The organism is Sphingobium sp. AP50, from assembly GCF_900109095.1.
Classification (GTDB): Bacteria; Pseudomonadota; Alphaproteobacteria; order Sphingomonadales; family Sphingomonadaceae; genus Sphingobium.
Genome location: NZ_FNYZ01000033.1, coordinates 11,141 through 34,215 on the forward strand (window position 1 = coordinate 11,141; position 23,075 = coordinate 34,215).

The following is a 23,075-nucleotide window of genomic DNA, read 5'->3' on the forward strand; positions in this document are numbered from 1 at the left end:
GACGGGCGGTTATTCCACGCCGGTCCAGCCGCCGCCCATCGCCTGATAGAGGGTGACGCGCGCGGTCAGTATGTCCGCCTGCGCCTGAACCAGCGCCAGTTCGACCGAGAAGAGCGATCTCTGCGCGTCGAGTTGCTCCAGATAGGGGGAATAGCCGGCGCGGTAGCGGTTGGAGGCGAGGCGGAAGCCTTCGGCGGCGGCTTCCCGCTGGCGCTGGAGCAATTGCACCTGTTCGTCGCCATGCTTGATCGCCGCCAGCGCATCCTCCACTTCGCGGAAGGCGCTGAGCGCGGCCTTGCGATAGGTGAATGCGGCCTGATCACGCTGGGCGCCTGCGGCTTCCGCTCCGGCGCGCAGGCGGCCGCCTTCGAACAGCGGGGCGAGGATGCTGCCGCCGACCGACCAGATGGTGATCGGATCGGCAAGCAGGGTGGAAAAGGCCGCCCCGCCCGATGCGGTCAGGCGCAGTTGCGGCAGGAATGCCTTGCGTGATGCCGCCAGCGATTTGTCGGCGGCGGCAAGCTGAAATTCGGCCTGTGCGATGTCGGGTCGGCGCCGCAGCAGATCGGACGGCAGGCCGTCGGCGATGGCGGGCCGGGTGAGGGCGGAGAGGGCCGTGCCGCGCGTGATGCCGCCCGGCAGTTCGCCGGTCAGCAGGCGCAGGGCATTTTCCTGTCGCGATATTGCCTGTTGCAGCGGGGGTATGACCTGTACCGTGGCCTGATATTCGGCCTGTGCCTGCGCCAGTTCGAGGCGGGGGGAATAGCCCGCATCGCTGCGCCGTTGCGCCAGCTTGAGCGCGGCGGCGCGGGCGTCCAATGTCTGCTTCGCCACGGCCAGCCGGGCGTCGAGCGCCAGCAGCGTGATATAGCCGCTTGCCGCCGTGCCGGCGACCGACAGGCGGATGGCATCGCGTGCGGCCTGACTGGCGAGCCAGGCGGAGCGCGCTGCCGAAGCGCGGTCGGACAGGCGGCCGAACAGGTCGGCTTCCCATGCGGCCTGTAGCTGCGGCTGGCCTGCGGTCTGTTCGACCGGCTCGCCAAAGGCATTGACGGTGCGGGAGTCCGCTACGCCGCCAACGGCATCGAGCGTGGGCAACAGCGCGGCGCGGGCCAGGCCCTGTTGCGCTTTGGCTTCGCGGATACGGGCGCCCGCAATGGCGATGTCGATATTATTGGCCAGCGCCTGTTCGACCAAAGCGGTCAGGGTCGGGTCGCCAAAGCCCTGCCACCATGTCCGGTCGGAGGGGGTGGTGGGGCCGGCATCCGTGCGCCATGCGGGCGGCGGCGTGATGGGCGTGACATTGGCGGTTTCGACCGTGGGGCCGGCGCAGGCTGCCAGCGATGCCAGCAGGAGGAGAGGGGGCGCGCGCATCAGTCGTTCGTATGAATCTTGATGACGACGGACATGCCGGGGCGCAGCCGTTTCGCCAAATCCTGCCCCGGATCGATCCGGACCCGCACGGCGATGCGCTGTGCGACCTTCACGAAATTGCCGGTGGCATTGTCGGCCTTGAGCACCGCAAATTCCGATCCGGCGGCGGGGGCCATATTTTCGACATGGCCGGTCAGCTTCGCGCCGCCCAGTGCATCGACGCGGAAGGTGGCGCGCTGGCCGACGCGCATCCGGTGGGTCTGGGCCTCCTTATAATTGGCGATCACCCAATGATCGTGCGGCACCAGAAACATGAGCTGCGTACCCGCCGTCACATAAGCGCCGTTGCGCACGCCGATTTCGGACAATTGCCCCGCGACAGGTGCGCGAATGATGCTGTTGTCGAGATCGATCTGAGCCAGATGCAATTGCGCCCGTGCGCCTTCCACCGCCGCCTCCAGACCGCCGCGTCCGACCATGACCGATCGCACATCCTGCGTGCCGATCTGTCGGGTGGCGCCGGCCTGCTGCAGGGCGGCCTGCGCGGCGAGCAGGGCGGCTCGAGTCTGGTCGCGTTCGCGTTCCGAAATGGAACCGTCGGCCACCAGCGCATCGGCGCGGCGCATGTCGGCCTGCGCCTTGACCAGCTGGGCGCGGGCGCTGGCGATGCCGGCTTCCTGTCCGGTGAGCGCTGCCTCGCGCGATCGCTGGCTTTGCTGCGAATTGTCGAGTGCAGCGATCTGGGCGGCGAGATTGGCCTTCGCCTGTTCGACCTTTGCCGCATAGATGCGCTGGTCGATGGTGGCGAGGATCTGGCCTGCCTTCACATCGGCGAAATCCTGTACCGGGACGGCGGTGACATAGCCGCTGACCTGCGGGCTGATGATCGTCACCTTGCCACGTACATAGGCATTGTCGGTCTGTTCCGACCAGCCGGCAAAGGGCGGCAATTGCCAGGCATAGAGGATGGCGGTGATGGCAGCGAGCGCGATGGCGATGATCGCGATCACCGTCAGCCGACTACGCGCGGGCGGCCGCCAGCCGCTGGGCGGGGGATCGATCTGCGGGTCGGGCGTTTCCGGTTCGGGACCGGTGGTCGTCGGCTGGTTCATGCGTCCCCTATTGGCTCCCCATAGCCTGTTGCGCAGCCTGTGCCTGCATCATCTTCTGCTGGAGCAGGATGACCGGCGATATTTCGCCCCGCCTGCGGATGGAATAGCGGATGGCATAGCCCCAGAGGGCAGTCAGCACCGCCAGCGCGCCGATCAACAGGAAGACATCGTTGAAGGCCAGGATATTGGCTTCCCGCGCGACCTGTTGTGCCAATATGGCGGCGCCTTCCGCGCTGCGCAGAGCGGGGTCGCCGATCACGCCAGACACCGCGCCGCCACCGGCGCGGATGCGCGCGGCGACCAGCGGGTCTGTCATGACGATATGCTGCACTAGCTCGTGCGAATGATATTTTTCGCGCACCACCTGAAAGGTACCGAGCAGGGTGGTGCCCAGCAGGCCGCCGACACTCTGGCTCATGCTGAACAGCACGACGAAGCTGACGAAATGCTTGCCGCCTGCCAGCAGGGTGCGGGACATGCCGATCACCATCGCCTGTGCCAGAAACAATATCGAGGCGAAGCCGATCAGCGCCTGGCTGAAATAGAAATTGGCCGGGCGGGTGAGATTGGTCGCGTCCGCATCCATGAAGGCGCCGATCGCGATCAGGATCACCGCAATGGTGATGGGGCGGCTGACGTTGGCGGGGCGGAAGGTGAGTACCGCCGTCACCATCCCCGCCAGCGAGGCGAGGAGGATGACGAGGTTGAGGGTGATCATCTGGTCGTTGATCATGCCCACGGCATTGAGCAGACCGACCGATCCGAACGCCTGTTCGGACAGGAGGATGCGCACGGAGGCGGCGATCAGCATCAGCCGCACCATTTCCCGTTTGCCCAGCCAGCGCGTGTTGATGAGCGGATTGGCGCGGTGATGTTCGACGAGAAGTGCCGTGCTGACCAGCAGTATGCAGGCCACCAGCGACCAGCCCATCCAGGCGCGCTCCGTCCACCATTCGATCCGCGCTTCGGACAGGACGGCGATCAGCAGGCAGAGGCCCGGTGCGAGCAGGGCGAAGGTCAGGAAATCGAGTGGCTCGAACACTTTCTCCCGCTCGCTGGGCGGCAGGGGCAGCGCCATGACGGCGGCCAGCGAGGCGAAGGCCAGCCCCATTTCGAACCAGTAGAGCATGTGCCAGTCGCCCGATTCCAGTAGATGCGGGGAAAGGGCGCGGGCGATCGGCGTGGCGAGCTGGGGAATGGAGATGCCCATCATCACGCCGGCCAGCCTCTTGGGTGCGGGCAGACTTTGCATCAGATAGAGGATGGTGAGGGTGGACAGGCCCGACGCCGCGACGCCGCTGGCCGCGCGCACCGCGACCGAGGTCCAGAAGCCGTGCACGAACAAATGCATGATCGTGGTTAGCGCATAGGCCGCCAGCATGTAACGGATGAAAGGCTGTAGCCCGAACTGCTGGCGATATTTGACCAGCAGCAGGTTGGCGGTGACGTTGGTCATGAAATAGGCGGCGGTCAGCCAGGCGCTTTCATTGCTGTTGAGGCCGAGCGTGCCCTGCGCGAAGTTGAGGTTCACCGTCACCAGCGCGTTGCCGAGGCCGCCGGTGATGCCGATCAGACAGCCGATCGCGAAATAGGCGCGGCGGCGGCGTGAGGGATGATCGGGATTGGCTGGCGATCCCGGCAGAGTCGGGCGCTCATGCGGTTTAAAGACATAGGGCGTCGTGTCGCTCATGTCGGCGCGCCGTGGTGAATAGGGTCGAGGCACCTCGTCAAACCCAAGAGCGGCTTCCCCGGCGAGCGTTGGTCGGCTTCGCCTTGATAACCGGGCCAATGAGTCAGGCCAACAAGATTGTTGCGTGCTGGCAATGGTCGTTCACAAAGTAACTTTTCAAGAATCTGGAACAGATGGAATGAATTTATCCCTCTGATCCGCAAAGCAGGACGGGACTAGAAGAGGGACATAGCCGGAAAGGAGTTTCGCCATGCTGACCATCGCCACCCCCCGCCTCAGCCCCGCCGAATGGGACGATGTTCAGGCGACCCTGACTGCCGTTGCCAATTGCGGTTGCGGTGAACCGGTTGCCGCTGGGTCGCTCCGCTCGCGGATTGGTCATGCGGTCGATGCGCTGATCGGGCCGAAAAAGGCGGCGCTTGCACCGTTGCCTGTGCACCTGCGCCCGGTGCGCGATTTCCTGTGCGAAACCGGCCGTACCCGCAAGCTGGCTGAACGCCATATCCCCTCCCTGTCCGCGCAGGGCTTTTCCCGCGCCCAGATCGAAGCGCTGGCGTTGCTCGGCGCCTGACCCCCCAATTCCCCCGAAAAGGAACAGTCCCATGTCTATCCGCTCTTCTGACATCGACGCCGTCGATATTGTCATCCTGCCGCCGGTCCGCGATCTGGGCGACGGCTTTTCGGTTCGTCGCGCGCTGCCTTCTGCGCATCGCCGCATGGTCGGTCCGTTCATCTTCTTCGACCAGATGGGTGAGGCGGTGTTCAACAGTGGGGAGGGGCTGGACGTGCGCCCGCATCCGCATATTGGCCTCGCCACCGTCACCTATCTGCTGGAGGGCGAGATATTGCACCGCGACTCCGTGGGGTCGGTGCAGTCGATCCGGCCGGGCGAGGTCAACTGGATGACGGCTGGCAGCGGCATCGTGCATTCGGAACGCACGTCGGACGAAAATCGCGCGAAGGGTGGCAAGCTGTTCGGCCTCCAGACCTGGGTGGCGCTGCCCACCCAGCATGAGGAAACCGATCCCGGCTTTTCCCATCACAAGGCGCATGAAATCCCGACGATCGAGGATGCCGGCACGCGGCTGACGCTGATTGCGGGCAGCTCCGACGGGCTGGTGTCGCCGGTGAAAACCTTTTCCGACATGGTCTATGCTGACATCGCCCTGTTGGACGGTGCGCGCTATCAGTTGAAGGCCGAGCATGTCGAACGCGCCATCTATGTGGTGGCGGGGGAGATTGAGGTGGTCGGCCAGACCGGCGGCTTTGCGACCGGCGAACTGGTGGTGTTCAAGCCCGGTGCAGAGATCATATTGCGGGCCAAGGGTGGCGCGCGGCTGATGCTGCTGGGCGGCGAACCGCTGCCGGAGAAGCGCAACATCTACTGGAATTTCGTTTCTTCCTCGGCCGATCGGATCGAACAGGCCAAGGCCGACTGGCAGGCCCAGCGCTTCGCCAAAGTGCCGGACGAAAGCGAGTTCATCCCGCTGCCGGCGTGAAAAAGGAGGGCGGGGATAATAAGGCTGGCGATGCAGTCAGTCGCTGTTCTCGCCCCTTTTTACCGACTTGCTAGGCAAACGTTAACCATCCCCGCCTAACGACAGCCTTGGGCGGTGGAGGTTCGCATGGCGACGATATTGGTGACGGGCGGGTCTGGTTTCTTCGGAACCCTGTTGATCCGGAAATTGCTGGATGATGGCCACAGGGTCGGCAATATCGACCTGTTGCCCAGCACGATCGCTCATCCGCATCTGCTCTCTGTCATTGGCGACATCCGGAACCGGGCCGATCTCGATCCTCTGTTCGCCGCCTGCAAGCCCGATGCGGTGGTTCATTGCGCCGCGTTGCTGGCGCATGGTTCGATATCGGACAAGGAACTGTGGTCATCCAATGTCGATGGCACGCGGATTCTGGCCGAAGCGACGGCGGCGGCAGGCGTGCGCAATCTCGTCTATCTGTCGAGCAATTGCCTGTGGGGGCAGGGGTTCGATCGCCCGGTCACCGAAGCGGACGAACCGGCCCCCTGCGAACTTTACGGCCAGACCAAATGGGAAGGCGAACGCATTCTCCATGGCTGGCGGGACAGTTTCGCTACGACGACGATCCGTTGCCCGACCATCATCGACGAAGGTCGGCTGGGCCTGCTGGCGATCCTGTTCGAATTCATTGCGGACGGAAAGACGGTGTGGACCGTCGGCAAGGGCGATAATCGCTATCAGTTCATCTATGCCGCCGACCTGATCGATGCGGTCCTGCGGGCGACGCGGCAGGATCGGTCGCATATCTTCGGCATCGGATCGGATGCGGTTTCGACGATGCGCGAAACCTTCCAGCATGTCATCGATGCCAGCCATAGCCGCTCGAAGATCGGCGCGCTGCCCAAGATGCCGACCATCGCCGCGATGAAGCTGGCTCATCATCTGCGCATATCCCCGCTTGGTCCCTATCATTATCGGATGATCGCATCGTCCTTCATCTTCGATACCAGCAGGATCAAGGCGGAACTGGGCTGGCAGCCGACATTGACCAACAGCGAGATGTTACTGCGCGCCTATGATTATTATCATCGGAACCGGCGGGAAATCGCGGAGCGCAATGGCGTATCGGCACATCGTCAGGCATCCGGCATGGGGGTCATCCGCATCCTGAAATGGGTGTCCTGAGCCTGTCGGCCGATTCAGACGTGCGACCTGTCGCGACGCGGGGGAGGTTTGCCGCCATCGGGTGGCAATGGCCCGTGCTGGCCCTTTATGCCATCTGGATAGTCTATGTCGGTTACCGGCATGAACATTGGTTTGACGAAGCGCAGGCCTGGTTGCTGGCGCGGGACAGCAACCTGTGGCAATTGCTGGCAGAGCGCATCCGCTATGAAGGCAGTCCGGGCCTGTGGCATCTGATCCTGTGGATCGCCATCCGTTGCGGCCTGTCCTATGATCTTTTTTACCTGATCCCTGCGGGCTTCGCGATTGCGGGCGCGGCGCTGCTGCTGTGGCGGGCGCCCTTTCCGTCATGGGGCCGCATCCTGATCCTCGGCTCCTATTTCTTCGGCTATCAATATGCGGTTCTGGCGCGCAGTTATGCGGTCGATCTGCTGCTGGTGCCGTTGGCGGCGCTGTGGTTTGCGGATCGGACTGCGCGTCCGCTTCGCTATGCGGTGGTGATTGGTTTGATCGCCAACCTCAACGCGCATGGCTTTCTGGTCGCCGGGATGCTGGGGCTGGAATTGCTGGTGCGTCTGGTTCGGGCGCATCAAATGAAGCGCGGACAGGCGTGGCGCGCGCTGGCTATTGCCGCAATGCTGGGGTTGTTTGCGCTGGTGACGGCATGGCAACCGGCCGATAACGGATTTCTGCCGACGGAGCGGGAGCTGCCCGGCTATATCCTGATGGACTTCGTGCGGAATGCCTTTGTCGACGGGGCCTTGCCCTTTGGTGCGGGTGGGTCTGTCCGGTTCGAGCAATTGTTCGGCTTTGAGCTGTCAATCCTGTTGTTGTTGCCCACGGTCGGCCTGATCCGGGCTGCCGGGCATGGTCTTCTGGCGGCGGCGATTGCGACAGTCCTGACGGGCTTTTCCGTCATCACCCATGTCAGTCCCTGGCATAGCGGGTTGCTGTTCCTGTTCTGGATTTTCCTGTTGTGGATCAGTTGGCCGGCGGTGATTTCGCTGCGCCTGCGCCGTTTCCTGCTGGCGTCGATCGCGATCATCGGCGTCTGGCAAGGCGCGCAGATGATCCGGGCCGGACTGTGGGACATGGATCATGTCTATTCGCCGGGGCGGCAGGCGGCCCATATTCTGGCGGAGTATCGCGCGACCCATCCCGATGCGCATATTGCGGCCTATGGGTTCAAGACATTTGCGGTTCAGCCCTGGTTGCCGGGCAACCCGTTCGCCAATTATCATGACGCGGCACCGCACCCGGCCTTTCTGAGCTGGAAGACATCCGAGCGCTGGAAACCATTTGGCAATGGTCGGGAATTTGTCGCCATCATAGAGAGCCGCCCCGATCTGGTCGTTGCATCGACATCGTTGCAGAAGGGGCAAAGCGCGGAGATGGAAGCCTATGCCTGCGAGGCGGGCTATGGGATATTGCGCCTGTTGCCGGGCGCCATGATGTGGCGCGGGCGGTGGATGCAGGATGACAGCATATTGATATTGGCCAAGGGGTCGCGGACGGGCTGTCCCGTCGCTGGCAGGATTTGACGGCATCCGGTCCGCCCCCTTCACCGGAGGCGGAGCGGATGGGCGTGCCGTCATTCCCCCCTATCGCTGCTCCATGGTGAGGGGCGACCACCATCGGCGAGGCTGGCAAGCTGGAGGAATTCCTGCCGCCAGTAGCCGGACTGGGGGCCGGCCAGATTTTCTATGTCACCGAAGGAAAAGCGCCCCAGCCGGGTGTCGCCGCGCAGCTTCTGGCCGAAAGCCGCGACGGCCACGGCAAAGGCCATGTCGCCTTGTGGCCGGGTGGCGGCGGCGAGCAGGGTGGCGGGGACCGGGCGTTCGATCAGACGGCTGTTTTCGCCTTCGGGCAGTTTGTAGCGCAGGCGGACGGTGGCGATTTCGCTGGCATTACCGGTGGCTGCTGCAGGCTGATTGGCGGCATATTTGCGCGGGCCGGTCCAGCCGGTTTCCCCCGCCGGCACGATTTCATAAAGGGCCGTCACCTGGTGGCCCGCGCCGATCTCACCCGCGTCGACCCGGTCGTCGTCAAAATCCTCCTCCGCCAGAGCGCGATTTTCATAGCCGATCAGCCGATACTGGCTGACCGCTGCGGGATTGAATTCCACCTGTACCTTCACATCCTTGGCGATGGTGAAGAGGGTGGAGGAGAGTTCTTGGTCCAGTACCTTGCGCGCTTCCATGGCGCTGTCGATATAGGCATGATTGCCATTGCCTAGATCGGCGACCCCTTCCATCATCGCATCATTATAATTGCCCTGGCCGAACCCCAATGTGGTGAGGGTGATGCCGTCTTCGCGGTTGTGTTTCACCATATCTTCCAGGCTTTTCTGGTCGGACAGGCCGACATTGAAGTCGCCGTCGGTCGCCATGATGATGCGGTTGATGCCGCCGGGCACGCGGTGCGCGCGGGCGAGGTCATAGGCCATGGAGAGGGCCGGGCCGCCCGCCGTCGCGCCGCCTGCATCGAGGCCATGGAGTGCGGCCTTTATCTCTTCGGGGTCATGGCTGCCCTCGACCAGCGTTTCGACCCAGCCGGCATAGGTGATGATCGACACGCTGTCGTCCGGCCGCAAGCCGTCGGCAAGCGTGGCGAGCGCCTGCTTCACCAGCGGCAGCTTGTCCTGATCCTGCATCGATCCCGACACGTCGACCATGAAGACCAGATTGGCCGGTGGCCGCTGAGACCGGGCGACGTCATAGCCGCGCAGACCGATCCGGAGCAGGCGGGTACCGGGGTTCCAGGGCGTGGTGGAGACATTGGTGGTCACGCTGAAAGGGGCGGACCGATCGTCAGGCAGGGGATAATCATAGCGGAAATAATTGATCATCTCCTCGGTGCGGACCGCTTCGGTCGGGACGGTCTGGCCGGCCAGCAACATGCGGCGGACATTGGCATAGGCGCCGGTGTCCACATCCACGGCGAAGGTCGATACTGGTTCGTTCGCGACCTGATGGATCGGGCTGACGGGATGGCCGTCATAGCGCTCGCTATCGGTCTGGGCGACGGCGCCGTTGGCGGCTTCGTATGAACTATAAGGGCCGGGGGCCTGACTGCATCCGGCGAGGATGAGACTGGGGAAGAGGGCGAGGGTGACAGCTAGGCGAGCGCGCATCCTGATTTCTCCACTATTGGGGTAGAGAGAAAATAGGAGCGATAAAACGATGCTGACAAGCGATGAATGGAGGGGTGTGCCGCCTGTATCGGTTCTTGGTGCAGGCGGGATCGGGCGTTTGCGCGGAAATGCGTGGGTTGGGACAGCGGCTGCACGGCATCTGCATCCGACCTGCGCCAACTATTGATCGACATCGCCCCCCGATCTGCTTGGAGGGTGCGCATCTTGCCCTGACATTCAGGGAGACAAGATCGATGCGTTCCTCTGCCTTGCGCCTGACGGCGCGCTTTCGCTGGAAGCTGGTGCCTGCACTGCTGGTCGTTGGTCTCGGCGACTGGCTTTTCTACCAGCGTCATTTCTACGGTGGCTATCTGGGGCTGTTCGCCTTTGCGGTGCTGGGTGCGCTGATCGCGGGACGGCCAGCGGTGCGGCATCACCGGTGGGCCTGGGTCGCGCTGGCGGCGGCGGGGCTGTTTGCGCTGGCGCTGGTCTATGATGCGAGCCTGCTGAGCTGGTCGCTCTTCTGGGGCGCGGTCGTGATGGCGACGCTGATCCCGGCGACGGCGCGGTTCGATGATGGGTGGCGCTGGCTGCAGCGGCTGGTGCTGCATGGTCTGCGCGCGCCGTTCGCGCCGCTGATCGACCTGCGGCACCTGCTGAAGGTGCGGGCGGCTGGCCGATCGGGGCGGTTCAGCCTGCAGGCGGCGCTGGCGATGTTTGCTTTGCCCGTGATTGGCAGCCTGATCATCATCACCCTGTTCGCGGCGGCCAACCCGCTGGTCGAGCGGTTCGTGAACGCCTTCGTGGTTCCGGATCTGTCGCCTTTGCTAGTCGTGCGCATGGCGTTTTGGGGGCTGATCTTCCTGCCGATGTGGAGCCTGTTGCGGCCGCGCCTGTCGCGCTGGTTGCTGCCAAGTTTCGAGGGGCGGGACGAGATGGTGCTGCCCGGTGTGTCGGTTGCCTCGGTGACGCTGTCGCTGATCCTGTTCAACCTGCTGTTCGCGGCGCAGAATCTGATGGATGCCCTCTGGCTGTGGGGTTGGGCGCCGATGCCGCAGGGGATGACGATGGCGGATTATGCCCATCGTGGCGCCTATCCGCTGATCGCGACGGCGCTGCTGGCGGCGCTGTTCGTGCTGGTGACGTTGCGGCCGGGATCGGACACGGCGCGGATGCCGGTGATCCGCAGGCTGGTGATGCTGTGGATCGGGCAGAATATCATCCTTGTCGCTTCCTCCATGTTGCGGACGGCAGATTATATCGAGGCCTATTCGCTCACGCGACTGCGCATCGCGGCTTTGCTGTGGATGGCGCTGGTGGCGTTCGGGCTGGCGGCGATCTGCTGGCGACTGTTGCGGGCGCGCAGTGCGGCCTGGTTGATCAACGTCAATCTGGCGGCGGCGGGGCTGGTGCTGGGCGCTGTCTGCTTCATCGATCTGGGCGAAGTTGCGGCGCGCTGGAATGTTCGTCATGCCCGCGAAGTCGGTGGGCGGGGTGTGGCGCTGGACCTCTGTTATATGAGCGATCTGGGTGAATCTGCTCTGCTACCCCTACTGACACTGGAACAACGCGCGGACTTGCATCCCGCTTTTCGCGAGCGGGTTCGGGTGACGGACATGTGGCTGCTGGATCGACTGGAAGCCAATCAGACCAATGGCTGGACTTTGCTGGGACAAAAGCGTTTGGCGCGCGCGAGAGAGATGATGGCGCAGATCGGGCCGATGGCATTGGCGCGTGGCAATCGGGCATGCGATGGCAGCCTGATCCCGCCGCCCGAGCCTGCGCCGGACCCTACGCAAAATATGGAACCGGTCGATTCCAAGCCAAGCCCTGCGTTGACAGAAGGGACCCGGAAATGATCCAATGCCCTATGCCCAGCACCATATTGATCGTCGACGATGATCCCCATATCCGCCAGCTGCTCGTCTTCGCCTTTGGCAAGGCGGGGCTGGAAACGATCGAGGCGGCCGATGGCGAGGAGGCGCTGACGGCGGTCGAGCGCCATGTGCCCGATCTGGTCATTCTGGACATCAACATGCCGCGCCTGGACGGACTGGAGGTGTGCCGTCGGCTGCGTGCCAGCAATCAGGTGCCGATCTTCTTCCTGTCATCCCGCGATGACGAGATCGACCGGGTGCTGGGCATCGAACTGGGGGGCGACGATTATGTCGTGAAGCCATTCTCCCCGCGCGAGGTGGTAGCGCGGTCGATGGCGATCCTGCGCCGGACCGCCGGAAGGCCGCCGACGGTGGAGAATGTCGGGATGATCCGCCATGGGCTGCTCAGCCTCGATACCGAAAGCTGGACGGCGCAATGGCGCGCGCAGGAGGTTGGCCTGACAGTGACGGAATTCACGATCCTGCGCACCCTGCTGGCCATGCCGGCGCGCATCTTTTCGCGCGACCAGATTATCGACCGGTTTCGCGGGCCGGGCTTTGCCCTGACCGACCGGACGGTGGACAGCCATATCCGCAATCTGCGCCGCAAATTCGCCGATGTGGGCGGGACCGACATTATCGAGACGCGGGCCGGGATCGGCTATCGGCTGGGCGGATGCAGCGGAGCCGCGCCATCGGCATGATCGCGGCGATCAAGGCCCGGATTGCGCGGCATTGGCCGATCCTGCGGCTGCGCACGATCTTGCTGGGGACCTTGCTGTTCGTCGCGGCGCTGCCGGGCTTTAGCGCGATCTTCCTGCGTATCTATGAAAATGCGCTGGTTCGGCGGACCGAGGCGGAACTGGTGGCGCAGGGCGCGGCGTTGGCGGCGAGCGCGGCGGTCGTGTGGCAGGGGATGCCGGATCGGCCGGTCCTGTCGTCCAAGCCAGTCCGTTATCATGACCGGATGACCGAGATCGACCTGCGGGCGTCGCCGGTGTTGCCGCCGCGCCCGCCCGCGACGGTGACGGAGGTACAGCCCGATCGCGCGGCGCTGGCGCTGACGCGGCGGATGATGCCGGCCTTTCAGGAAACCAAGCTGACGACCCTGTCGTCCATATTGGTGCTGGATCGCAATGGGCTGTTGCTGAACGGGGCCGAGCGGGGACGCAGTCTGGCGACATTGCCGGAAATTCAGGCGGCGCTGGGCGGGCGGACGATGACGGTCCTGCGCGAGAATGCGGGCCATGTGCCGCAATATCCGGCCGAATGGCTGAGCCGGGCGGCCAGCATCCGGCTGCATCATGCGCGGCCGATCACGGTCGATGGGCAGGTGGTCGGCGTGCTGCTGCTGTCCCGATCGCCCCGTGCGCTGTCTTTGGGGCTGTATGAGGATCGCGGCAAGATCGGGATCGGCGTGGCTATTATCTTCCTGCTGTTGCTTCTGTTGTCAGCCGTGCTGTCGCGGGCGATCGTGCGGCCGATCGAGGCGCTTAGCCGGGCGACGCGCGATCTGGCGTCGGGGCGGCGGGTGGCGCCAAGAGAGCCTTCCCTACAGGTCGTCGAGATCCGGGCGCTCTATCGCGATTTCGACCAGATGGCGCAAAGCATCGAGAAGCGGTCCCGTTATTTGCGCGATTTCGCCTCGTCTGTCAGCCATGAGTTCAAGACGCCGCTGGCCGGCATTTCCGGCGCGATTGAGTTGTTGCAGGACCATGGGGCGGACATGCAGCCCGGCGACCGGACGCGCTTTCTGCGGAATATGGCGGCGGATGCGGAACGGCTGTCGCGGCTGGTGCAGCGACTTATGGAACTGGCCCGCGCCGATGTGCTGGTGGGCGAGGCGGATGCGCGGACGCAGGTTAAGCCCTTGCTTGCGACGGTAGCGGATGCATTGGGGCGGGAGAATTTCGCCATCCATGTCGATACGCCCGACACGCTGCCTGCGCTGGCGATCGACCAGCCCGCGCTGGAGGCAATCGTCACGACGCTCGCTGAAAATGCACGGCAGGCGGGGGCATCCTGTCTCGATATCGCTGTCGTTCCGGCCGGCGAGGCGACCATGTCGATCGATCTGGTCGATGATGGTTGCGGCGTTCCCGATGGCGACAGGGAGCGAATATTCCATCCTTTCTTCACCAGCAAAAGGGAGGCGGGCGGTACTGGCCTTGGCCTCGCCATATCGCGCTCGTTGCTCGACGCCTATCGGGGGGAGTTGCAGTTGTTGCCTTCGATCAGGGGCGCCCATTTCCGCCTGATCCTGCCGATTGCCGGATAAAGGCTTGAGTTTGCGGGCGGCAGGCCCGATGCGGCCGGACAGGCTTTGCAAGGAGTTCGATGCATGACCACCCTGTTTGAACCGCCCGCCGCCATCATTGCGGCGACCAGCGAGGGGCCGGGCTTTCCCGTGCGTCGCCTGTTCTGCATCGGCCGCAACTATGCCGCCCATGCGCGAGAAATGGGGAAGGACCCGGACCGCGAGGCGCCCTTCTTCTTCACCAAATGGGCCGAGGCGGTGGTGCCGTCGGGATCGACCATCGCCTATCCGCCCGAAACGGCGAACTATCATTATGAAGGCGAACTGGTCGTCGCCATCGGCAAGGGTGGGCGCGCTATCGATGCGGCCGAAGCGCTGGATCATGTCTATGGCTATGCCGCCGGCCTCGACATGACGCGCCGCGATCTCCAGTCCGAAGCGAAGGAGATGGGGCGTCCCTGGGACACCGCCAAAAATGCCGAAGAGTCTGCGCCGCTGGGCGTGATTCATCCGGCCAGTGCGGTGGGACATGTGGCGGCCGGGCGCATCGCCCTGACCGTCAACGAGGCGGTGAAGCAGGATGCCGATCTGTCCGACATGATCTGGAGCGTGGCTGATGTGATCGCCTATATATCGCGCTTCTACCGGCTGGAGCCGGGCGATCTGATCTTCACCGGCACGCCTGCGGGCGTCGGCGCGGTGGTGGAAGGGGATGTAATCAGCCTGTCGATCGAAGGCCTGTCCGATTGCGTGGTCCGGATCGGGCCGCCCGCGCGGAACTAAGCAGCATTAGCGATCAGATGCGGCGGGCGATCGCGCCGGCGGCCCATCCCATGCCCACGGCCAGTGCCATCGCGACAAGGCCATAGGCAAAGGGCCAGTTTTCCGCGGCGCTGGCCATGAACTGTTCAAAGCCCGACTTGCGCACGGTGATGTCGCGCACGGCCGCTGCGACCACGCGGCCATTCTGCACGAGGAAGGTTTCGGCGGTATAGTCACCCACGATCACGCGGGCGGACAAAGGCAGGCGGGCGCGATACAGGACGCCGTCGGTGATTTCGACCGTACCCGGCCGCTCGACGAACAGGCCGTTGCGATTACGCAGGTCGACCAGCCCCTCCTGAAAGCGCGACAGTTCGGCGCTGTCGTTGAGCGAGGAAGGGGAGAGTTGCAGTTTGTCGACGCCCAGTTCGTAGATGGCGGCGGTGCGTTCATCGACGATCTTGTCGATCGGGCGGGACGAGGCCATGGCGTAAAAGCTGGGGGCGGAGCGGAAGCGCGCCGTGTCGGCATTGACCCAGATGCCGGCGACCTTCTGCTTTTCGCGCATGACGATCGATTGTTCGGGGCCCTTGAGCACCACGACGATATCGGCCGGCTTGTCCGGCTTGCGGCCGTCCGGATAGACGATTGCGCCGAACAGCAGCAGGTCTGCGCCGGTGAAGCTATATTGAATTTCGACTTCGCGTTGCGACACGTCGGGCACCAGTTGGGGTTCGTCCGCCGCGCCCAGCAGCAGGGCGGCGGGCAGCAGGGTGGCGGGCAGCAGGCGGGGCGGGATGCGCCAGCGCATCAGTGCAACTCGATCGTGTAGATTTCGTCGGGGCGCCAGCCCAGCCCCAGCGCCATGCGCGCCGCCACCAGCAGCACGATCGCGGCGAGCAGGATGCGCAAATATTCCGGCCGGATCGTCATGGACAGGCGGGTGCCGACCTGCGCGCCGGTGACGCTGCCGATCAGCAGCAGCATCGCCAGCACCAGATCCACCGCCTTCGTCGTCATGGCGTGCATCATCGTCGTCGCCATGGTGACGAACAGGATCTGGAAGAGGGATGTGCCAACCACCGACTGGGTGGTCATGCCCAGCAGATAGAGCATGGCGGGTACGAGAATGAAGCCGCCGCCCACGCCCAGCAACATGGTGAGGATGCCCGTCGCCATGCCCAGCAGCAGCGGGGCGAGCGGGGAGATATAGAGGCCCGAGCGATAGAAGCGCCAGCGCATCGGCAGGGCTGCGACCAGCGGATGATGGCGGCGTTTGCGCGCCTGTTGTCGCTGGCCGGTCTTGAGCGCGATCAGCGCCTGAATCGATTCTTTGGCCATCAGGGCGCCGATGCCGCCCAGCATCAGCACATAAAGGATGCCGATGACCGTATCGATCTGACCGATTTGCTGGAGCAGGCGGAAGATCAGCACGCCCAGGCCTGCGCCAACGATACCACCAGCGATCAGCACGCCGCCCATGCGGAAATCGACGGTGCCGCGCGACATATGGGTGACGACGCCGGAGACGCTGGCGCCCGTCACCTGCGATGCGGCCGATGCGGCGGCGACGGTCGGGGGGATGCCGTAGAAGATCAGCAATGGCGTGGTGAGAAAGCCGCCGCCCACGCCGAACATGCCGGACAACAGCCCGACCACGCCGCCCAGTCCGATGATGACGAGTGCGTTGACCGAAAGATTGGCGATGGGCAGGTACAGATCCATGCCTGATCGGGTTAAAGGCAAATGGCGACGATAGGAAGGCGGTACGACACCCGACGTCTAAAAATCACTGGCGAGGGTGACGGCAAGCCCGGAGTCCGGCTGCGCATCGCCACCGATGCGCTCGCGCCATTCGATGATCAGTCGGGGCGTCATGCGGGGCAGCGGCAGGCGAATTTGCATTTCCGGGCCAATGTCCAGCCGGCTGGCGCCGGGCTGTGCGCCGCCCGATAGGGCTGCTCCGACACGGATCGGTGTGTGGGGCAGCGGCGTCAGGACGGATAGCTTGCCGTCGATGAAGCCATCCCGGCGATGAAAGCCGACCATGCCGGCCTGCGCATAGCCTTCCACTTCGACACCGGTGACGATCATGGTCGGTCCGAAGCCGCCGACGGCCATGACCGTATTGGCATTGCGTCCGCCCTGGCCGAGGGCGATCCGTCGTTCGGCGGCGAGGCTGAAGGGGATGGCGCGGATCGGCTGGAAGGCGATGCCGATGGCGGCTTCCGGGGCGGCGGGGCGTTCCAGCGCGCTGCTCAGCCGGCCGTAGGCGGCGGTGCGGGTGCGCGCCCTGGGAGTGAGTTCATAGTCTACCCGCACACCCGCCTGCGATCCGCCGAGGCGGCTACCGGCGATCGGGCCGCTGGCGGCGTTGTTGCCGGGGCGCCAGAGCAGCCAGGCGCTTGCCCGCCACTGGTCGGTGCGTGGTGCGCCGTTAGGAAGTGGGCGTGGGGCAGCAAAGCTGGTCATCTGGTCAGTGTTGGCGGTAGGGTGATTGTCTGCGAAATCGGTCGCCTCCGTGATGAATTGCATCAGTTTGACGGGTGTGTCGTTATTTCGGTCGAAACCGGTCCATGCGCGTGACCGGGCGTGCCGGGGTGGATGCAATATAGATGGCGCGCCGGAAGCGGGTGCGGGAAAGCCCAATGCCATGATAGACGAAGTCTTGCTCGACACGCTTGGCTTCGGCCCGAAAGGTGGCGCTGGTGAGGAATTGGTGGCAGGCAGCAGGGCCGGGAGGAAAGAGCCGGAAACGCGGATGGTGACCCAACCGAGCATCGCCAGCCCAAAGAAGCGTAACGGACGGCCGCCGACTGCGGTCATGGTTCGCTCTTCAAATCAGGGAAGCGGTGCTGGGTCTTGTCCCAGGTCAGTGGCTTGCCGAGCAATGATTTGCCATAGAGGAAAACGGCGCGCCGCGCCGCCAATATGGAGATGTAATTGGCGATGAGGGTTCGTGGGATGGCGCCCAGGCCATAGCGCCATCCATAAGCCCGGCCGACGAAGAGCGCGCGCATCCCGCCGCGCCATGTCATGAGCGCAAGGTTGAGTGTTAAAAGCCCATCGATGAGGGGTGGCAGGGGCGCCATTGGCAACGGCGCGAAAAAGTCGATGGCTCTGAACAAGACCCATAGGCCGAACGCCACATAGGCGGCAAATAGGACGAAGGCGGCCATGGTGGCAGCGCGATCGCGAATGCGCATCCACCATTCAGTCGGGCCGCCATGCCAGCCCATCCGGTCCCATCCCGCCAGCGAGATGCCGACCATCCAGCGCGCCTTCTGCTTGACGGCGTCTTTGATCGTGTCGGGGAAATATTCGCGCGTTGCGACCAGATCGCCTTTATGATCGCGCATCCGCACGAAGATGCCGCGTCCCCCCATATTCTTGATGCGAAGCCCTGCCTCATAATCTTCGGTCAGGGAGGAAGGGTCGAACGGACCGCCATGCTGAGGGTCGGAAAGGCGACCGATCATCTGCCTTTCGAAGGCGCAGGCAACACCGGCGGAGGGGATGGAGGCGCCCACGGCTTCGCGAACCGTCAGCGCTTTTCCATGGCTCTCTGCAAATTCGTCACAATAGTGATTGGCGATGGCGCGGGTTAGCCATCCGCCCCGGCCGGGAAGTGGCAGGACGGGGAGTTGCACCATGTCGAACCGGTCGATCATGAAATCGAACAAGCGGATTTCGTCGGCATGGACGACATCTTCGGCGTCATGCAGCACGACTGCCTTGTAAGGACGGCCCTGCTCCAGTTCGCTGGCGCGCATCGCGCGCCAGAGGACGTTGAGGCAGTCGGCCTTGGTACTGGGGCCGGGATGCGGGTTGACACCCAGAATGATTCGCGGATCGCCCTCCGCAATCGGGGCAGCGGCGTTGATGGTTTCTGGGTCGTTGGGATAGACGCCGACGAAAATCCGATATTGTCCGTGCTGCCACTGGCCGAGGGCATGGCGCAGCATGGGGGCGATGACATCCGCCTCCTGCCAGGCCGGGATGAAGACGGCGATTGGGCCGGGGGTGGAGGAATCGGGCAGGGTCGCCGAGGTCATGCGCGGATGGCGGACATAGATGAAAAACTTCCGCCAGGTCCGGCGACACAGGAACAGGATATCGATCAGAAAATCGTCGATGCCACCGATGGCCAGACCGACCACCGCGAACAGCAGGCATTCGTGATGCAGAGCCATCAACCCTGCGACCAGCATGTCCCACAAGGCCCTTGCCCCCCTGTGCCCCAGCGGCCAAGGATGACATTTGCGCAAGGTGGTTCCAAGCTCTTTCCGATTCCGTGTGAAAAGTCGTTCGGCGCTGTTTGACTAATGTTGTGCAAATCATGAGAAGCGGGACGGCGGATGAAGCAGGCCTATCAATTTCTGAAAGAAGAAGCGGGCGGTGGCATATTGCTCATGATCGCTGCTGCGCTCGCCATGCTGATCGCCAATCTGCCGGGGATCGATCATGTCTATCATGATGTGCTGCATCGGCCGGTTAGACCGGCATTGTCGCCATCTATTGGGCCGATGACGCCGCATTTGTGGATCAATGACGGGTTGATGGCGATTTTCTTCCTGACGGTCGGGCTGGAGATCAAGCGGGAGTTTCTGGAAGGCGGCGTGTCGACATGGGACCAGCGCCGATTGCCGGTTCTGGCGGCGGTTGCAGGCATGGCGGCGCCGGCGCTGGTCTATCTGGCGATTGCAGGAGGGCAGCCCGGACTGGCGAAGGACTGGGCCATTCCTGCCGCGACCGATATCGCCTTTGCCATCGGGATTCTGGCGCTATTGGGTTCGCGGGCGCCGGCGTCGCTCAAACTATTCCTGACAGCGGTGGCGATCATCGCGCTGGCTTATAGTCAGGGTATCGATCTTTACGCGCTGGCGGGTGCTGCTGTGGTGCTGGCATTGCTCTATGGTTGTAATCGGGCCGGGGTACGGGCTTTGCGCCTTATCTGCTGGGCTTCGCAATCCTGTGGTATTTCATGCTCCTCTCGGGCATTCATGCCACCGTTGCCGGTGTGCTGGCGGCCATGACGATCCCGATCAAGGGCAATCCGGGTCGGGAGGATAGTCCGCTGCATCGGCTGGAACATGGGCTGCATCCCTGGACCGCCTAAGCCATCGTGCCGCTGTTTTGGTTTTGCCAATGCCGGACTGACATTGAATGGCGCGGCATTGAGCGCGCTGTTTGCGCCGCTGTCTCTGGGGCGCCCGCCGACCGCATGGCGCCAGTTGGGGGAAGGTCTATGGCATGGCTATGCTGTGCGGTATCGGTTTCACCATGAGCCTGTTCATCGGCGGGCTGGCCTTTCCGGGGCAGCCCTTGCTGGTCGATCAGGCCAAGGGCGGGATATTGCCGGGATCGCTGCTATCGGCGTTGGCGGGTTTTGCCTTGTTGCGCTGGATCGTCCCCCTGTCGCGTCGGGCTGCGTGAGGAGATTAGGTAAATAGCCCGGCCAATGGTAAATTAGCCGTCTGTGACTGCGAGTCGAACGCAGGGACAGGCAAGCGACCACACTCTTGAACCATATGAGAGGAGGGCGACGATGGAGATGGACGTCAATTATCTGCTGCATCGCCAGCAGGTTTCGCTGATGCGAGCGCAGGGCAGTCATTCGCCCAAGGGCAAGGCGGCCTATGAGAGCCTGGCGCAGGGCTATGCCGATCGGGTCGATGCGCATCGGCGGGAAAATGAGAGACTGGTGATTTCCGCGCATTGAATGTGCGTTCCTTGATGCGGGGCGTCAGCGGCGTTCGAGCAGCCTTGCGATAGCGAGGTGGTGTGTCGCGTCGTCGCCGCATTCCTGTTCCAGCACAGCCTTGATCCGCTGCAATTCTGCTTCGGTCAGATGTTCGATGCCGATAAAGTCGTTGCGTGCCGCGTCGATCGCCCGGATCAGTTCGTCCAGCTTGGCCTGAATAGCGGAGCCGTCGCGGTTCTGGGCATTCTGGATCAGGAACACCATCAGGAAGGTGACGATGGTCGTGCCGGTGTTGATGACCAGTTGCCATGTGTCGGAATAGTGAAAGATCGGGCCAGTCACGAGCCAGACGATGACGGTGGCCAGCGCCAGGACGAAAGCGGGTGGCTGGCCTGCCCAATTGGCGACGCGGTGCGACATGTCGGCAAAAATTCGATCGAACATGGATTCTTCCTCAAACGAGATGACCGCATTTATCCCCTGTTCAGCGTGACGGGACCATGGAAAACGCCATGAACCGGATTCCGCTCCGCGTCGCGCTGGTCGCGACCTTCGCCTTGCTCCTGTCCTCTTGTGCATCGCTGTCGCCCGAATCGCGTTTGCGAAACGGGCTGGTAGAGGCGGGACTGTCGCCGAAAATGGCCGGGTGCATGGCGAAACGCATGGCTGATCGGCTGAGCATCGGCCAGTTGCGAGAGCTCCAGTCGCTGGCCTCGCTCCGCAAGTCTCACAAGGAAAAAATGTCGACTTCGCAATTGCTGCACAAGGTCCGCGCGCTTGAAGATCCCGAGATTTTTGCGGTCACCAGCAGCGCTGCGCTGAAATGCGCCTTCTGAGCGTGCGCCGACCAATTTCACACTAATTCGCTTTCCCGCGCCGACGGGTTTTGCAATTTTGCAAAGTGATTTTGCAAAATCTGCTGGCGCGCCGAATCCGCCTGTGCTTAGCCGCTGGACATCAGGTTCAACGCAACAAGGACGGGCGAGCCCATGAACATTCACGAATATCAGGCCAAGGAACTGCTGACCAAGTATGGCGCGCCGATCGCTGCCGGCTATGCCGCCTTCACGGTGGAAGAAGCCGTCGAAGCCGCCAAGAAGCTGCCCGGGCCGCTTTATGTCGTGAAGTCGCAGATCCACGCTGGTGGTCGCGGCAAGGGCAAGTTCAAGGAACTGGCCCCCGAAGCAAAGGGCGGCGTCCGCCTCGCGTTCAACCTGGACGAAGTGAAGGCCCATTCGGCCGACATGCTGGGCAACACGCTGGTCACCATCCAGACCGGTGATGCGGGCAAGCAGGTCAACCGCCTCTACATCACCGACGGCGCCGACATCGCCAAGGAATTCTACCTCGCGCTGCTGGTCGATCGTGCCACCAGCCGCATCGCTTTCGTCGTGTCGACCGAAGGCGGCATGGACATTGAAGAGGTCGCTCACTCGACCCCGGAAAAGATCCACAGCTTCTCGGTCGATCCCGCTTCGGGCTTCCAGCCGCACCACGGCCGCGCCGTTGCCAACGCTCTGGGCCTGACCGGCGATCTGGCCAAGCAGGCTTCGAAGGTTGCCGCGTCGCTTTATGCCGCGTTTGAAGACACCGACGCCGAGCAGATCGAAGTCAACCCGCTGGCGCTGACCGAGCAGGGCAACCTCCTCGTCCTCGACGCCAAGGTCGGTTTCGACGGTAACGCCATGTTCCGTCACAAGGACATCGCAGAACTGCGCGACCTGACCGAAGAAGATGCGGCCGAAGTCGAAGCGTCGAAGTATGACCTGGCCTACATCAAGCTGGACGGCAACATCGGTTGCATGGTCAACGGCGCTGGTCTGGCCATGGCGACGATGGACATCATCAAGCTGAACGGCGAATTCCCCGCCAACTTCCTGGACGTAGGTGGCGGCGCCACCACCGAGAAGGTCACGGCTGCCTTCAAGATCATCCTGAAGGACCCGGCGGTGAAGGGCATTCTGGTCAACATCTTCGGTGGCATCATGAAGTGCGACATCATTGCCAATGGCATCGTCGCCGCCGCCAAGGAAGTGAACCTGTCGGTTCCGCTGGTCGTCCGTCTGGAAGGCACCAACGTCCAGCAGGGCAAGGACATATTGGCCAATTCGGGTCTGCCCATCGTCCCGGCGGACGATCTGGGCGACGCGGCCAAGAAGATCGTCGCGGAAGTGAGGAAGGCAGCCTGATCGGCTCTCTAACCTGAACGATACACCAAAGGGTGCGGGGGGACCGGAAACGGTCCGCCCGTGCCCGTATTGGCGTTTATAAGGAGGATGTTGAAGATGAAGATCCTTGTGCCCGTGAAGCGGGTGATTGACTATAATGTGAAGCCGCGTGTGAAGGCGGACGGGACGGGCGTGGAGCTTGCGAACGTCAAGATGAGCATGAACCCGTTTGACGAGATCGCGGTCGAGGAAGCCATTCGCCTGAAGGAAAAGGGCGTGGCGACCGAGGTCGTGGCGGTGTCGATCGGCGTGGCGAAGGCGCAGGATACGCTGCGCAC

At 63.5% G+C, this 23,075-nt stretch carries 20 protein-coding genes and 2 pseudogenes; 13 read left to right on the forward strand and 9 right to left on the reverse strand.

The window, feature by feature from the left end:
- Positions 1–9: 9 nt before the first annotated feature.
- The 3 genes from BMY84_RS27235 to BMY84_RS27245 are packed head-to-tail and all read right to left on the reverse strand — an operon-like array spanning position 10 to position 4,176.
- Positions 10–1,374, reverse strand: a complete 1,365-nt coding sequence (locus BMY84_RS27235) for an efflux transporter outer membrane subunit (protein WP_093088174.1) — start codon at positions 1,372–1,374, stop codon at positions 10–12.
- Positions 1,374–2,486, reverse strand: coding sequence for an HlyD family secretion protein (locus BMY84_RS27240; RefSeq protein WP_093088175.1), 1,113 nt, complete (start codon positions 2,484–2,486; stop codon positions 1,374–1,376). The genes BMY84_RS27235 and BMY84_RS27240 overlap by 1 nt, the downstream gene beginning before the upstream one ends.
- Positions 2,487–2,493: 7 nt before the next feature.
- Entirely contained in the window at positions 2,494–4,176 is a 1,683-nt protein-coding gene (locus BMY84_RS27245; RefSeq protein ID WP_093088177.1) for an MFS transporter, read from the reverse strand.
- Positions 4,177–4,426: 250 nt separating this feature from the next.
- On the opposite strand from BMY84_RS27245, the gene BMY84_RS27250 reads away from it, so the two are divergent.
- The 4 genes from BMY84_RS27250 to BMY84_RS27265 all read left to right on the forward strand — a co-directional run bounded on the left by BMY84_RS27250 (position 4,427) and on the right by BMY84_RS27265 (position 8,377).
- Positions 4,427–4,747 carry a hypothetical protein gene (locus BMY84_RS27250; RefSeq protein ID WP_093088179.1) on the forward strand — a complete coding sequence of 107 codons (321 nt, stop codon included), beginning with the start codon at positions 4,427–4,429 and terminating at the stop codon, positions 4,745–4,747.
- 31 nt (positions 4,748–4,778) lie between these two features.
- Positions 4,779–5,675: a pirin family protein gene (locus tag BMY84_RS27255; protein ID WP_093088181.1), complete on the forward strand. Its 897-nt coding sequence runs from the start codon at positions 4,779–4,781 to the stop codon at positions 5,673–5,675.
- Positions 5,676–5,801: 126 nt separating this feature from the next.
- Positions 5,802–6,839: an NAD-dependent epimerase/dehydratase family protein gene (locus tag BMY84_RS27260; protein ID WP_093088182.1), complete on the forward strand. Its 1,038-nt coding sequence runs from the start codon at positions 5,802–5,804 to the stop codon at positions 6,837–6,839.
- Positions 6,827–8,377, forward strand: coding sequence for a hypothetical protein (locus tag BMY84_RS27265; RefSeq protein ID WP_093088184.1), 1,551 nt, complete (start codon positions 6,827–6,829; stop codon positions 8,375–8,377). The genes BMY84_RS27260 and BMY84_RS27265 overlap by 13 nt, the downstream gene beginning before the upstream one ends.
- Positions 8,378–8,427: 50 nt before the next feature.
- Here BMY84_RS27265 and BMY84_RS27270 read toward each other — a convergent pair whose 3' ends face one another.
- Positions 8,428–9,969 (reverse strand): vWA domain-containing protein, encoded by a 1,542-nt coding sequence (locus BMY84_RS27270; RefSeq protein WP_093088186.1) that lies wholly within the window; start codon positions 9,967–9,969, stop codon positions 8,428–8,430.
- 254 nt (positions 9,970–10,223) lie between these two features.
- Here BMY84_RS27270 and BMY84_RS27275 point away from each other — a divergent pair, with 254 nt between their 5' ends.
- From BMY84_RS27275 to BMY84_RS27290, 4 genes are all read left to right on the forward strand, one after another.
- Complete coding sequence (locus BMY84_RS27275; protein ID WP_093088187.1) at positions 10,224–11,828, forward strand: DUF4153 domain-containing protein; 1,605 nt, start codon at positions 10,224–10,226, stop codon at positions 11,826–11,828.
- Positions 11,825–12,550 (forward strand): response regulator transcription factor, encoded by a 726-nt coding sequence (locus BMY84_RS27280; RefSeq protein ID WP_256215481.1) that lies wholly within the window; start codon positions 11,825–11,827, stop codon positions 12,548–12,550. Before BMY84_RS27275 ends, BMY84_RS27280 begins: the two co-directional genes overlap by 4 nt.
- A complete protein-coding gene (locus tag BMY84_RS27285) occupies positions 12,523–14,124 on the forward strand; it encodes a sensor histidine kinase (RefSeq protein ID WP_093088190.1) in 1,602 nt (533 codons plus the stop codon). Before BMY84_RS27280 ends, BMY84_RS27285 begins: the two co-directional genes overlap by 28 nt.
- A gap of 63 nt (positions 14,125–14,187) precedes the next feature.
- Positions 14,188–14,886 (forward strand): fumarylacetoacetate hydrolase family protein, encoded by a 699-nt coding sequence (locus BMY84_RS27290; RefSeq protein WP_093088192.1) that lies wholly within the window; start codon positions 14,188–14,190, stop codon positions 14,884–14,886.
- 13 nt (positions 14,887–14,899) lie between these two features.
- Here the strand turns inward: BMY84_RS27290 and BMY84_RS27295 are convergent, their stop codons facing one another.
- The 4 genes from BMY84_RS27295 to BMY84_RS27310 are packed head-to-tail and all read right to left on the reverse strand — an operon-like array spanning position 14,900 to position 19,076.
- Positions 14,900–15,676 carry a TIGR02186 family protein gene (locus tag BMY84_RS27295; protein ID WP_093088194.1) on the reverse strand — a complete coding sequence of 259 codons (777 nt, stop codon included), beginning with the start codon at positions 15,674–15,676 and terminating at the stop codon, positions 14,900–14,902.
- The gene (locus tag BMY84_RS27300) at positions 15,676–16,590 is read right to left on the reverse strand and encodes a sulfite exporter TauE/SafE family protein (RefSeq protein ID WP_093088195.1); all 915 of its coding nucleotides are present in this window, start codon (positions 16,588–16,590) and stop codon (positions 15,676–15,678) included. Before BMY84_RS27300 ends, BMY84_RS27295 begins: the two co-directional genes overlap by 1 nt.
- A 57-nt stretch (positions 16,591–16,647) precedes the next feature.
- The gene (locus BMY84_RS27305; protein WP_177204234.1) at positions 16,648–17,691 is read right to left on the reverse strand and encodes a hypothetical protein; all 1,044 of its coding nucleotides are present in this window, start codon (positions 17,689–17,691) and stop codon (positions 16,648–16,650) included.
- Positions 17,688–19,076, reverse strand: coding sequence for a glycosyl transferase family protein (locus tag BMY84_RS27310; RefSeq protein ID WP_093088197.1), 1,389 nt, complete (start codon positions 19,074–19,076; stop codon positions 17,688–17,690). The genes BMY84_RS27305 and BMY84_RS27310 overlap by 4 nt, the downstream gene beginning before the upstream one ends.
- Before the next feature lie 147 nt (positions 19,077–19,223).
- Between BMY84_RS27310 and nhaA the strand changes: the two are divergent.
- Together nhaA and BMY84_RS30035 are read left to right on the forward strand one after the other, a co-directional pair.
- Positions 19,224–20,301 (forward strand): annotated as a pseudogene (gene nhaA / locus BMY84_RS27315) (Na+/H+ antiporter NhaA).
- 112 nt (positions 20,302–20,413) lie between these two features.
- Positions 20,414–20,587 (forward strand): hypothetical protein, encoded by a 174-nt coding sequence (locus tag BMY84_RS30035; RefSeq protein WP_177185286.1) that lies wholly within the window; start codon positions 20,414–20,416, stop codon positions 20,585–20,587.
- A 24-nt stretch (positions 20,588–20,611) separates the two neighbouring features.
- Here BMY84_RS30035 and BMY84_RS27320 read toward each other — a convergent pair whose 3' ends face one another.
- The gene (locus tag BMY84_RS27320; RefSeq protein WP_093088199.1) at positions 20,612–21,013 is read right to left on the reverse strand and encodes a low affinity iron permease family protein; all 402 of its coding nucleotides are present in this window, start codon (positions 21,011–21,013) and stop codon (positions 20,612–20,614) included.
- Positions 21,014–21,081: 68 nt separating this feature from the next.
- On the opposite strand from BMY84_RS27320, the gene BMY84_RS27325 reads away from it, so the two are divergent.
- The 3 genes and pseudogenes from BMY84_RS27325 to BMY84_RS27335 all read left to right on the forward strand — a co-directional run.
- Positions 21,082–21,405: a hypothetical protein gene (locus tag BMY84_RS27325; RefSeq protein ID WP_093088205.1), complete on the forward strand. Its 324-nt coding sequence runs from the start codon at positions 21,082–21,084 to the stop codon at positions 21,403–21,405.
- 153 nt (positions 21,406–21,558) lie between these two features.
- Positions 21,559–22,758, forward strand: a complete 1,200-nt coding sequence (gene sucC / locus BMY84_RS27330) for an ADP-forming succinate--CoA ligase subunit beta (protein WP_093088200.1) — start codon at positions 21,559–21,561, stop codon at positions 22,756–22,758.
- 96 nt (positions 22,759–22,854) lie between these two features.
- A pseudogene (locus BMY84_RS27335) lies at positions 22,855–23,075 on the forward strand (electron transfer flavoprotein subunit beta/FixA family protein); the annotation flags it as partial.

Coding starts and splice junctions, on each gene's coding strand:
- BMY84_RS27235 (WP_093088174.1), bottom strand. CDS start 1,374: ATGCGCGCGCCCCCTCTCCTCCTGCTGGCATCGCTGGCAGCCTGCGCC.
- BMY84_RS27240 (WP_093088175.1), bottom strand. CDS start 2,486: ATGAACCAGCCGACGACCACCGGTCCCGAACCGGAAACGCCCGACCCG.
- BMY84_RS27245 (WP_093088177.1), bottom strand. CDS start 4,176: ATGAGCGACACGACGCCCTATGTCTTTAAACCGCATGAGCGCCCGACT.
- BMY84_RS27250 (WP_093088179.1), top strand. CDS start 4,427: ATGCTGACCATCGCCACCCCCCGCCTCAGCCCCGCCGAATGGGACGAT.
- BMY84_RS27255 (WP_093088181.1), top strand. CDS start 4,779: ATGTCTATCCGCTCTTCTGACATCGACGCCGTCGATATTGTCATCCTG.
- BMY84_RS27260 (WP_093088182.1), top strand. CDS start 5,802: ATGGCGACGATATTGGTGACGGGCGGGTCTGGTTTCTTCGGAACCCTG.
- BMY84_RS27265 (WP_093088184.1), top strand. CDS start 6,827: ATGGGTGTCCTGAGCCTGTCGGCCGATTCAGACGTGCGACCTGTCGCG.
- BMY84_RS27270 (WP_093088186.1), bottom strand. CDS start 9,969: ATGCGCGCTCGCCTAGCTGTCACCCTCGCCCTCTTCCCCAGTCTCATC.
- BMY84_RS27275 (WP_093088187.1), top strand. CDS start 10,224: ATGCGTTCCTCTGCCTTGCGCCTGACGGCGCGCTTTCGCTGGAAGCTG.
- BMY84_RS27280 (WP_256215481.1), top strand. CDS start 11,825: ATGATCCAATGCCCTATGCCCAGCACCATATTGATCGTCGACGATGAT.
- BMY84_RS27285 (WP_093088190.1), top strand. CDS start 12,523: ATGCAGCGGAGCCGCGCCATCGGCATGATCGCGGCGATCAAGGCCCGG.
- BMY84_RS27290 (WP_093088192.1), top strand. CDS start 14,188: ATGACCACCCTGTTTGAACCGCCCGCCGCCATCATTGCGGCGACCAGC.
- BMY84_RS27295 (WP_093088194.1), bottom strand. CDS start 15,676: ATGCGCTGGCGCATCCCGCCCCGCCTGCTGCCCGCCACCCTGCTGCCC.
- BMY84_RS27300 (WP_093088195.1), bottom strand. CDS start 16,590: ATGGATCTGTACCTGCCCATCGCCAATCTTTCGGTCAACGCACTCGTC.
- BMY84_RS27305 (WP_177204234.1), bottom strand. CDS start 17,691: ATGACCGCAGTCGGCGGCCGTCCGTTACGCTTCTTTGGGCTGGCGATG.
- BMY84_RS27310 (WP_093088197.1), bottom strand. CDS start 19,076: ATGCTGGTCGCAGGGTTGATGGCTCTGCATCACGAATGCCTGCTGTTC.
- BMY84_RS30035 (WP_177185286.1), top strand. CDS start 20,414: ATGGAGATGGACGTCAATTATCTGCTGCATCGCCAGCAGGTTTCGCTG.
- BMY84_RS27320 (WP_093088199.1), bottom strand. CDS start 21,013: ATGTTCGATCGAATTTTTGCCGACATGTCGCACCGCGTCGCCAATTGG.
- BMY84_RS27325 (WP_093088205.1), top strand. CDS start 21,082: ATGAACCGGATTCCGCTCCGCGTCGCGCTGGTCGCGACCTTCGCCTTG.
- sucC (WP_093088200.1), top strand. CDS start 21,559: ATGAACATTCACGAATATCAGGCCAAGGAACTGCTGACCAAGTATGGC.